This window comes from Nitratidesulfovibrio oxamicus (assembly GCF_015731765.1).
GTDB lineage: Bacteria > Desulfobacterota > Desulfovibrionia > Desulfovibrionales > Desulfovibrionaceae > Cupidesulfovibrio > Cupidesulfovibrio oxamicus.
Genome location: NZ_VRYY01000004.1, coordinates 1 through 10,208, shown reverse-complemented (window position 1 = coordinate 10,208; position 10,208 = coordinate 1). Strand labels below are relative to the sequence as shown.

The following is a 10,208-nucleotide window of genomic DNA, read 5'->3' as shown; positions in this document are numbered from 1 at the left end:
GCCCGCAATCCCGCCAGCAGGCCCAGAACCAGCCCGGCGGCAAGGCCGAGCAGCAGCGCGGGCGACGTCCACTGCACGGCGCCTTCGACGGCGGCCCAGGCCGGGCGGGCAGTGACAATGGGGGTGAGGATTGTAGCGGCGGCAACGGTGGCAACGGTGGCAACGGGGCCAATGTCGGCCAAGGGCGGCAGGGGCAAACGCAGGCGTGATACGGACGGAAGAACCGGCAGGCGAAACGCGTGGGGCACAAGACGCGGGCGGGGCGGGGTGCGCAGGCGGCGAATGCGTCGGGGGGTATTTGCGGCGTGATGGCGTGCGGCAGGCACAAGGCCAGGCTGCAACATGCGGGAGCGGCGCGGGCAGTCGGCGGGCACGCGCGATGGCGCATGCGGCCATGCCTTCTGCGGCCAGGGCGCCTTGCGGCGGGTGGTCATCTGAGGCCCTTCGGGAAACGGCGTTGGATGAAAGGAAGGATAGAGGATTCCGCTCCGTTTGAAAAGCACCCCAAGTGTCATGTGCCTGATGTCACGGGATATTGTTCCTGACTGTGGCCCGTCTTTCCCCCGCATTGACCCGGCGGGGCCGGGCTGTGGCCAGGGTGAGGAGCGTGGCACATGCACGCAGGGGGTCACCACCCTTGATCTTTCCTGTTGACGGATGGCTCCGCATGGGGCAAGGGCAGAAACTGGGGCCGCGCAGCAGGACATCGGTCCTGTCCCGATGAAACGGCGCGGGCGTGTTCCATTTTTAGTGAGAGGTTTTTCGCATGGCCAAGTCTATCTACGTCGGCAATCTGCCTTGGGCCGCCACCGAGGACGAAGTGCGCAGCCTGTTCAGCACCTACGGCACGGTGCTTTCCGTCAAGCTGGTCACCGACCGTGAAACCGGGCGCGCCCGTGGTTTCGGCTTTGTCGAGATGGATGACGCCGCTGCCGCGGCGGCCATCGAAGCCCTGGACAACACACCGTTCGGCGGTCGCAACCTGCGCGTCAACGAGGCCCAGCCCAAGGCGCCCCGCCCGCCCCGCTACTAGCCCCCAACTGCACTCGGCATGTTGCGCCGCCCCGGGACCGCAGGTTCCGGGGCGGCGTTCTGCATGGCCCGGCATCGGTGCCGGAAGCGTGTTGCGGTGGGGGTGTGTTGCATCCCCCGTCCGCAAGCTGTATATTCAGATAGGAAATCGCGCCGTCATTTCCGGCGGCGCGGCAAACGATTCCTTCCTCAAGACAAGGAGAACGAGATGCGTCAACTCAAGGCCCTCGTGGCGCTGCTGATCGTCGGGCTTGCCCTTTCCGGCTGCGCCCAGACTTACGGCGGCGGCACCTACAAGGGCGGGCAGACCCGCATGTCGCACACCGTGCAGTACGGCACCGTGGAGCAGATCAACGACGCCGTGATCGAAGACAACGCCACCGGTCTCGGCGCGCTTGGCGGCGCGGTGGTGGGCGGCGTGCTTGGCAACATGATCGGCGGCGGCAAGGGCCGCACGCTGACCACCCTTGGCGGCGCGGTGGCCGGTGGCGCTGCGGGCTACGCCGGTGAAAAGGCCATGTCCACCAAGAAGGCCATTGAAATCACCGTCAGGCTGGAAAACGGACAGATGATGTCCGTGGTGCAGGAACCGGACGAAGCCTTCATGGTGGGCGACCGGGTGCGCATCCTGACGGGGAATGACGGCTCGGCCCGCGTCCGTCACTAAAGGGAAACGTTGCTCGCGGAGCGGGAACCTTCCCTCGTGTGGCAGGTCTCCGTTTGCGGGATGGCCGGGTTGAAGATGTCGGCAGATCACCTTCCCCATCATCCACGGCCCGCTGTACACCGGAAGCCAAATGCGTATACTGGACCCGTCCCGGCCTTTCGGGGCGGGTCTTCCCTTTCCATGACGTGTCGCCGGGTGGTGCCCGCCGCGCACGTCGCACGACGCCACCACACCGCGCCGGCGGCGAGCCGGCCTTCACGAACGCGACGGAGGATACCGATGCTTGATCCCAGGGAATGCATCCTGTACAGCGGCGGCGCCGCGGGGACCGAGGCCTGCTTCGGCACCTCGGCAGAGGCGTACGGCCTGGAAGAGGTCAACTACAGCTTCGAGGGACATCAGGTGGAACGCATGCGCGGCGTGCGCGTGCTGACCAGCGAGGAACTGGCCCTGAAGGACGTGAGCCTGACCTACGTTTCGCGCCTGATGAACCGCCAGTATACCCGCGCCCCCCTGTTCCGCAAGGTGCTGCAGTCCATCTGCTGGCAGGTCAGCAGCGGGCACGAGGTGTTCGTTGTGGGCGAGGTCATGGAGGACGGCACCGTCAAGGGCGGCACCGGTTGGGGCGCGGAATTCGCCAAGATCTGCAACAAGCCCCTGTTCGTGTTCGACCAGGTGAAGAACGGCTGGTTCCGCTGGGAACAGGACGCCTGGCTGCCAGAGGCCGCCCCGCGCATTACCCATCGCCACTTCACCGCCACCGGCACCCGTTTCATCGAGGACTCCGGCAGGGCCGCCATAGAGGCCTTGTTCGCCAGGTCCTTCAGCCGGTAGACAACGTCCCAGCGCAGTTACGGGGGCCGTCGGCGACGGCCCCCTTCGTTTTTGGGCCAGCAGCGACCTTGCCCAGTCGGTCCGGCAGCCCAGCCGGTCGTGACCGGCCGTGAGCATCCGTGACCACCTGGGCCATTCTTTCGCCACCTTTGGGCGCGGGGCTCGCCCCCTGCGCCGCCACGGAGAAGCCATGCCGCCGCAACCGCAGCAACGCACCACGCGCGCGGGCCTTTGGGGGGCCCTTGGCGCGTTCGGACTGTGGGGCCTTCTGCCCCTGTACTGGAAGCTCGTCCAGCAGGTTCCCCCGTCCGAAATCCTGTGCCACCGCATCGTCTGGTCGGTAGTGTTCCTGCTGCCCCTCGTGCTGCTGGGCGGACGCCTGGCAGAAGTGCGCGCCGCCGTGGCCTCGCGCCGCAACCTGGCCACCATCGCGGGCAGCAGCCTGCTCATCGGCGGCAACTGGTTCCTGTACATCTGGGCGGTGAACTCGAACATGGTGCTGGAAACCAGCCTGGGCTACTACATGACTCCGCTGGTCAATGCCCTGCTGGGCGCGCTGGTGCTGGGCGAAAGGCCCAGCCGCGTGCAGCTTGCGGCCATCGCCATTGCCGCCGCCGGGGTGCTTTCCATGCTGGTGTCGTATGGCAGGCTGCCGTGGGTGGCGCTGGTGTTGGCGGTGTCGTTCTCGTTCTACGGCCTGTTGCGCAAGTTGGTGAAAGTGGAATCCATTCCCGGCCTGTTCATCGAAACCATGCTGCTTGCGCCCGTGGCCGTCGGCTACCTTGGCTGGCTGGCGTGGCAGGGGGGCGGCGCGCTGGGGCATCTGGGGCTGGGCACCGACCTCCTGCTGGTGGGCGCGGGCATCGCCACATCCACGCCGTTGCTGTGTTTTGCCTTTGCTGCGCGTAGGCTGCGCCTGACCACGCTGGGGGTCATGCAGTACATTGCGCCGAGCATCGCCTTTCTGCTGGGGGCCTTCGTGTTTCGCGAGCCGGTGACCTCCGCCCACATGCTGACCTTCGGCTGCATCTGGACGGCGCTGGCCCTGTACACGGCGGACGGGATCCGTGCCGCAAGAAGCGCATACCGCCACGCCATTCGGTGACAGCCGCATGGTTTTGGAGTAGCCTGGCAAGAATTGGTCGTGCGGCCGTGACCAGTGTGTGGCGTGCGCGCAATCTTCGGGTAACATGGGGACGCCATCGTGGTGTTTCCGCTGCGGAGTTGCGTCGTGCACGGGGTGCGGCGCGCGCGGGCGGGAAACCCATCATACCCGGAGGCTGCACATGACGAAGAAGATGTTGTTGCTGCTGTCGATGATCACGGTGCTGCTGCCCTGCCTGGGCCATGCCGCGCCCAAGGAATTCCGCCTGCTGACCTGGAAGGGGTACGCCCCCGCGGAACTGGTGGAAAAGTTCGAGAAGGAAACCGGCTACAAGGTGCAGGTGACCTATTCGAACAACGAGGAAATGATCGCCAAGCTGCGCGCCACGCGCGGCGGCGGGTTCGACCTTGCCCAGCCCAGCCAGGACCGCATTTCTTCCGTGCAGGAAAGCTTCGGCCTGTACCAGCCCATCGACTTCGGCCGCATCGAGGCAGCTCGGTTCATTCCCTCCATGCTCGACGCGGTGAAAAAGAACACCCTGGTCAAGGGCAAGTCGTACGCAGTGCCGTTCTGCTGGGGCACCGACGGCCTGATCGTGAACCGCAAGTTCGCGCCCGAGGCCAAGGGCTTTGCCGATCTGCTCGACGCCAGGTACGCGGGCCGCGCCAGCTACCGCCTGAAGCGTCCCACCCTCATCGCGCAGGCCTTCGGCATGGGCGTCAACCCCTTTGCCCTGTACGCGGATGAAGCCGCCTACCAGAAGATGCTGGACCAGGTGGAAGGCAAGCTCATTGCCGCCAAGGGTGTGGTGAAGAACTACTGGACCAACGGCGACGCGCTGCTGGAATCCATGCGCTCGGGTGAAGTGCACATCGCCCAGGCCTGGGACAACGGCGGCTTCAAGCTGCACGCCGAAAATCCCGACATCGACTTCGTGGCGCCCACCACCGGCGCGCTGGGCTGGATCGACACCTTCGCCATCCCCGCCAAGGCCGACAACGCGGACGCCGCGTACAAGTGGATCAATTTCATGATGCGGCCCGAAAACGCGGCCGTGTTCACCAATGCCGAAGACACCCCCACCGCCGCCGTGGGCGTGGGCGAACGCCTGAAGCCCGCGTTCCGCGCCGACTTCGAACGCTGCTACCCGCAGCAGGTCATCGACAACATCAAGTGGTACCCGCCCGTGCCCGCCAAGCTCGAAGCCATGGAAGGCAAGGTGCTGGACCGGGTGAAGGCCGCCCAGTAGCATGACGCGGGGCGCCGCGCCTGCCCGTGAGGGGGGGGCGGCGCCCCGATTCCGTGTTTATCCGGAACAGGACGCGCCGGGCTTGCAGGGCCCGGCAGTTTCGCCCGCCACGTTCAGTGTCGTGGGGCGGAACCGCGATGGATACCGGATGGCCCGGCAGCAGGTGGCCATCCAGATGCGCCGTGCATGTCGGCCCAGTCCCTCTTGCGAAACTGCGACACCCCGCGGACCCGGTGCGGTCCGCAACGGTGCCGGCACCGGCACCGATGGGGCGTGCAGCGCCAGAGGCGGGCGGACCGGCGCGGCGGGAGTGCATGACCCTATGCCCACGGATATTTCTCCAGTTGCTTCTTCAGTCGCATTCCCGAATGCATCCCCAGTTGCATCCCCAAGAGCTTCGGCGGACCTTTCCGTCACCCGCCTCGTCAAACGCTTCGAAAAATTCACGGCGGTCAACGACGTGTCGTTCGAGGTGGAGCAGGGCAGGTTCTTTTCCATCCTCGGCCCGTCGGGCTGCGGCAAGACCACCCTGCTGCGGATGATCGCGGGCTTCGAATCGCCCGATTCCGGCGTCATCGCCATCCGCGGTCGCGACATGGCGGGCATTGCCCCCAACCGCCGCCCTGTGAATCTGATATTTCAGCATCTTGCGCTGTTTCCCATGATGTCCGTGGCCGAGAACGTTGCCTTCGGCCTGAAGCGCCGGGGCATGGGCGGGCGCGAGATAGGCCGCAGGGTGCAGGACGTGCTGGAGCGCGTGGGCCTGCCCGGTTACGGCAGCAAGATGCCCGCCCAGCTTTCCGGCGGGCAGAAGCAGCGCGTGGCCATTGCCCGCTGCCTGGTGCTGGAGCCCGCCGTGCTGCTGCTGGACGAACCGCTGGGCGCGCTGGACCTGAAGCTGCGCGAGCAGATGAAGGTGGAACTGAAGACCCTGCAGGCCGAGGTGGGCACCACCTTCGTGTACATCACCCACGACCAGTCCGAGGCGCTGGTCATGTCCGACCACGTGGCGGTCATGAACGCGGGGCGCTTCGAGCAGGTGGACACCCCGCGCAACCTGTACCGCCGCCCGGCATCGGCCTTCGTGGCCGGGTTCGTGGGCGAGACCAATGTGTGGACGGGCACGCTGGAAGAGGCCACCGACGGTGCGGGGCTGGTGCGCACCGACGAGGGCGCGGTGTTTCGCGCCCGCGTGGCCGCCGGGCTTGCGAAAGGGGCGCGGGTGGACATGTTCATCCGGCCAGAGGCCGTGCTGATCGACCCCGACGGCGCATCGTGCGCAATTGATGGTGCGACCGGTGGTGCGACCGGCGGTGCGACCAGTGGTGCGGTTGATGGTGCGGCTGACGGCGGCGACGCCCCCCTGCCGGTGCGCGGGCCCTGCGCCAATCGCGTGCAGGTGCAGGTGCAGGCCATCCTGTTCGACGGCGCGGCCAGCCGCCTGCTGACCCATCCGGAAGAATCGCGCCGCGAGGTCATGGTGGCCCTGCCCCAGAACCGCCTGTACGACCACATCAAGCCCGGAGACCGCATCACCGTGGGCTGGGACGACCGCGCGGGCATCTGCTTCGCGGCGGGGAGCGGACGATGAGCGCCGCCCCGCATGCCGCGTCCGGCCCTTCCGCACCGCTGAAATCCGGGCCGGGAATGCGCCTGACCCTGGCGCTGTTCCTGACCCCGGTGGTGCTGTGGCTGGGGCTGCTCATAGTGCTGCCCCACCTCGACCTGCTGATCATGTCCTTCCGCATGGACCCGGCCTTCGGCGACGAGGGCTGGAGCCTCGAGAACTACCACCAGTTCTTCGCGGAACCCATCTACTGGCTTACCTTCGTGCGTACCGCCGGGTATTCGGTGCTGGTCACCCTGCTGACCTTCCTGGTGTCCCTGCCCGTGGCCTTCTACGTGACCAAGGTGGTGGCCCGGAACACCTCGCGCTTTCTGCTGACCATGCTGCTGCTGCCGTTCTGGGTCAGTGAGCTGGTGCGGGTATACGGCTGGATGATCCTGCTGCGCGAAAGCGGCGTGCTGAACCACTGGCTGATGGCGCTGGGCATTACCGGCGCACCCGTGGAGATGCTGTACAACGACGCCACCATGATCATGGGGCTGGTGTACACCTCCATGCTGTTCATGGTGGTGCCGCTGGTGTCGGTGCTGGAAAGCCTGGACGACAGCCTCATCGAGGCCGCCTGCGACCTTGGGGCCGGGCCGTGGACCATCATGCGCACCATCGTGGTGCCGCACTGCATGCCGGGCATCGTGTCCGGGGGCATCGTGGTGTTCATGCTCACCCTCGGCAACTACCTGACGCCCAACCTGATGGGCGGCAAGAATTCGCTGTGGTTCACCGAGCAGATCTACAACCAGTTCATCGCCAGCTTCAACTGGAACCAGGGCGCGGCCTTCGGCTTTCTGCTGCTGGCGCTGTCGTCGTGCATCATCTGGCTGGGGCTGCGGCTGACCGGCCAGAAACTGAGCAGGGTAGTGCAATGATCCGCTCGCTGCCGCGCTCGCGCGGCTACACCATGGGCTACGGCCTGTACGTCACGCTGTACTTCGTCTTTCTGTTCGCGCCGCTGGCGGTCACCTGCGTGCTGGCCTTCAACGATTCGCAATTTCCCTCGCTGCCGTGGAAGGGCTTCACGCTGGACTGGTTTCTGGCCGACCTGCCAGCGCGCACCGGCATCTTTCACGACCGGGGCAACCTGTCGTCCATCTTCACCAGCGCCCAGACCGCCATTCTTGTCTCCGTGCTGGCCACGCTGGTGGGCACCTGCGCGGCCTTCCTGTTCGAGCAGGAGGAGTTTCCGCTCAAGGGCGCACTGTACTTCCTGATGCTGGCCCCGCTGGTGGTGCCCGGCGTCATCCTGGGCATTTCCATCCTGATTGCCGCCACCACCGCGGGCACCTTCACGGAAGACGTGCTGGGCATCGACGTGGGCATCCTGCGGCCCGGCTTCTGGCTGGTGGTGCTGGGGCAGTTCTCGTTCATCACCACCTTCGTCACCCTGGTGGTGTCCGCACGGCTGAAAAAGTTCGACCGCACCCTGGAAGAGGCCGCGCTGAACCTTGGCGCCACCCGGCTGGAGGTGATCCGCTACATCACCCTGCCGTTCCTGCGCACGGCCATCATCGGCGCAGGGGCCGTGGCCTTCCTGATGTCGTTCGAGAACTTCAACACCACGCTGTTTCTCGTGGGTTCGGAACCCACCCTGCCCATCAACCTGTATTTGCAGGTGCGCGACGGCTCCACCCCGGTCATCAACGCCATCTCGTTCCTGCTCATCGTGGGCACCTCGCTGGTGGCGTGCGTGAATCTGTATGCTGGGCGGAAGACCGAAGCCAGTTAGCGCGCCTTGTCCTTTTGTCTTCAGACTTCGTCAGGCGTCGCTTTTTGCTCCGGTCACGGACGGAAGAGTCCGCTCCCTTCGCAAAAAGCTCGCCTTCCTTGCCTGAAGGCAAAAATCCTGCGGCGCGCGGGCGGAGTGGGTATGCTCGGCTGCATCGTTGTCTGTCGATGAAAACGTCTTGCTTCATTGATTCAGGAGGTCAGCATGTCAGGCGCAACCACGCCCCGTGAAGGATACTACGCCCTGCGCGAAGGGCGGGTGCTGTGCATCGCCCATCGCGGTGCGCGCTCCGTGGCGCCCGAAAACACCATCCTCGCCGCCCAGCGCGGGCTGGAAGAAGGGGCGGACCTGTGGGAACTGGACGTGCAGTTCACCGCCGACGGGCATCTGGTGGTGGTGCACGACGACACCCTTGACCGCACCACCGACGTGGCCTCCCGCCCGGAATACGCGGGCCGCGCCCCGTGGCGGGTGTGCGACTTCACCCTCGACGAACTGCGCGGGCTGGACGCGGGCAGCTGGTACCAGGCCGCCGACCCGCACGGCCAGATTGCTTCGGGCGGCGTGACCGCCGATGACCTGGCCCTGTTCCCCGGCCTGCGCATCCCCACGCTGGACGAGGCCCTGGCCTTCACGGCGGACCACGGCTGGCGCGTCAACGTGGAAATCAAGGACATGACCGTCAATGCCGACGGCAGCCCCGGCAGTCCCACGTATCCCGGCGACGAGGCGGTGGTCCGCGCCGTGCTGGAACGCCTCCGCGCGCACGGCCTGATGGAGCGTACGTTGTTGTCCTCCTTCCGGCACGACTGCCTGCGCCACGCGGCCCGCATGGAACCCGCGCTGGCCCTGGCCGCGCTGGTGGAGGACGTGCGTCCCGACGACCCGGTGGCCCTGTGCCGCGAACTTGGCGTGGTGGCCTATCACCCCGGCGACGACATCGTCACCGAAGCGGACGTGGCGGGGCTGCGGGCAATGGGCGTGGCCGTCAACGTCTGGACCGTGAACGAAGAGGCGGACATGCGCCGCTTCATCGACTGGGGCGTGGCCGGGCTGATTACCGACGTTCCGCTGCTGTGCTGGGGGCTGCTGCGCGAGAGGGGCTTGAGCGCGTAAGGGGTGTTCGGGCGCTGTCCCTGTCCCTCCCCCGACCGGGGCGAGCATGGTGGGGCAAGCGGGATAGGGGCGGCCACGGACCGCGTCCCCCTCGTGCATTTCCGCACGGGAACAGTCTGCATATTCGGATGGTTGACCCGGCGCGCCACAAGGCGTAGGCCGTGCGCTCGGGCATCCGCGCCTGCCGTTGCGGTGGTGCGCGGTGCCCCACGCGACTTTCTCGCGATCCCCCGCGACCCTACGCGATTTCCACGCAACGGCACACAACTGTCGCGCAACCAGTGCGCCGGTCTTTCCGGCCAGCTTCCGCCCTGCGGAGGAACTTCATGCCCGCCCTCGGGACCGGCGAACTCGCCGCCCTGTCCACCGCCGCCCTCTGGGCGGTGTCGTGCCAGATTCACGCCATTCTTTCCCGGCGCCTTGGCGCCCACACCCTGATCCTGCTGCGCCTGCCCATCTGCATCGTGATGTTCGGCGCGTGGTGGGGCGCATCCGTGCTGTTTTTCGGCGGCGGAGTGATGGTGCCCGGCGCGGCTCCGACGGGCGGCCCCAGCCCGCTGGCCCTGACTGCGCTGGCCCTGTCCGGGGTGTTCGGCGTGGCACTGTGCGACCTGCTGTTCTATTCCGGCGTGGTGCTGGTGGGGGCGCGGGTGGCCCTGCTGGTGCAATCGCTGTCCACGGTGATCACTGCCGTGCTTGGCTACCTGTTTCTGGGCGAGACCATCGGGGCGCTGGGCATCGCGGGCATTCTCGTCGCCACGGGCGGGGTTGCCTGGGTGGTGGGCGACAGCGGCACGGTGCCCGAAGGGGCGGCGCCCCTGTCACGCGCGGTGCGGCTGCGCGGGGTGGGGCTGG

The 10,208-nt window shown here is 66.8% G+C and carries 11 protein-coding genes; 10 read left to right on the top strand and 1 reads right to left on the bottom strand.

The window, feature by feature from the left end; all coding sequences use genetic code 11:
- Window positions 1-344: hypothetical protein (locus FVW20_RS19510; protein WP_231038737.1), on the bottom strand; the 344-nt coding region annotated here is incomplete at its 3' end.
- Between the two features lie 422 nt (window positions 345-766).
- Between FVW20_RS19510 and rbp the strand changes: the two genes are divergently transcribed.
- The 10 genes from rbp to FVW20_RS00155 all read left to right on the top strand — a co-directional run.
- On the top strand, window positions 767-1,033 hold the full coding sequence (gene rbp / locus FVW20_RS00200) for an RNA-binding regulator (RefSeq protein ID WP_035068700.1): 267 nt from the start codon (window positions 767-769) through the stop codon (window positions 1,031-1,033).
- A 207-nt stretch (window positions 1,034-1,240) separates the two neighbouring features.
- A complete protein-coding gene (locus FVW20_RS00195) occupies window positions 1,241-1,699 on the top strand; it encodes an outer membrane lipoprotein (RefSeq protein WP_196607776.1) in 459 nt (152 codons plus the stop codon).
- Window positions 1,700-1,978: 279 nt separating this feature from the next.
- Window positions 1,979-2,533 (top strand): hypothetical protein, encoded by a 555-nt coding sequence (locus FVW20_RS00190; RefSeq protein WP_196607775.1) that lies wholly within the window; start codon window positions 1,979-1,981, stop codon window positions 2,531-2,533.
- 190 nt (window positions 2,534-2,723) lie between these two features.
- Entirely contained in the window at window positions 2,724-3,638 is a 915-nt protein-coding gene (gene rarD / locus FVW20_RS00185; protein ID WP_196607774.1) for an EamA family transporter RarD, read from the top strand.
- A gap of 181 nt (window positions 3,639-3,819) precedes the next feature.
- Window positions 3,820-4,887, top strand: coding sequence for an extracellular solute-binding protein (locus FVW20_RS00180; protein ID WP_196607773.1), 1,068 nt, complete (start codon window positions 3,820-3,822; stop codon window positions 4,885-4,887).
- A 322-nt stretch (window positions 4,888-5,209) separates the two neighbouring features.
- On the top strand, window positions 5,210-6,478 hold the full coding sequence (locus FVW20_RS00175; RefSeq protein ID WP_196607772.1) for an ABC transporter ATP-binding protein: 1,269 nt from the start codon (window positions 5,210-5,212) through the stop codon (window positions 6,476-6,478).
- Window positions 6,479-6,534: 56 nt separating this feature from the next.
- The gene (locus FVW20_RS00170) at window positions 6,535-7,380 is read left to right on the top strand and encodes an ABC transporter permease (protein WP_196607777.1); all 846 of its coding nucleotides are present in this window, start codon (window positions 6,535-6,537) and stop codon (window positions 7,378-7,380) included.
- Window positions 7,377-8,237, top strand: coding sequence for an ABC transporter permease (locus tag FVW20_RS00165; protein WP_196607771.1), 861 nt, complete (start codon window positions 7,377-7,379; stop codon window positions 8,235-8,237). Before FVW20_RS00170 ends, FVW20_RS00165 begins: the two co-directional genes overlap by 4 nt.
- Window positions 8,238-8,441: 204 nt before the next feature.
- Window positions 8,442-9,353, top strand: coding sequence for a glycerophosphodiester phosphodiesterase (locus tag FVW20_RS00160; RefSeq protein ID WP_196607770.1), 912 nt, complete (start codon window positions 8,442-8,444; stop codon window positions 9,351-9,353).
- Between the two features lie 326 nt (window positions 9,354-9,679).
- On the top strand, window positions 9,680-10,208 hold a 529-nt coding region (locus tag FVW20_RS00155; RefSeq protein ID WP_196607769.1), incomplete at its 3' end, for a DMT family transporter.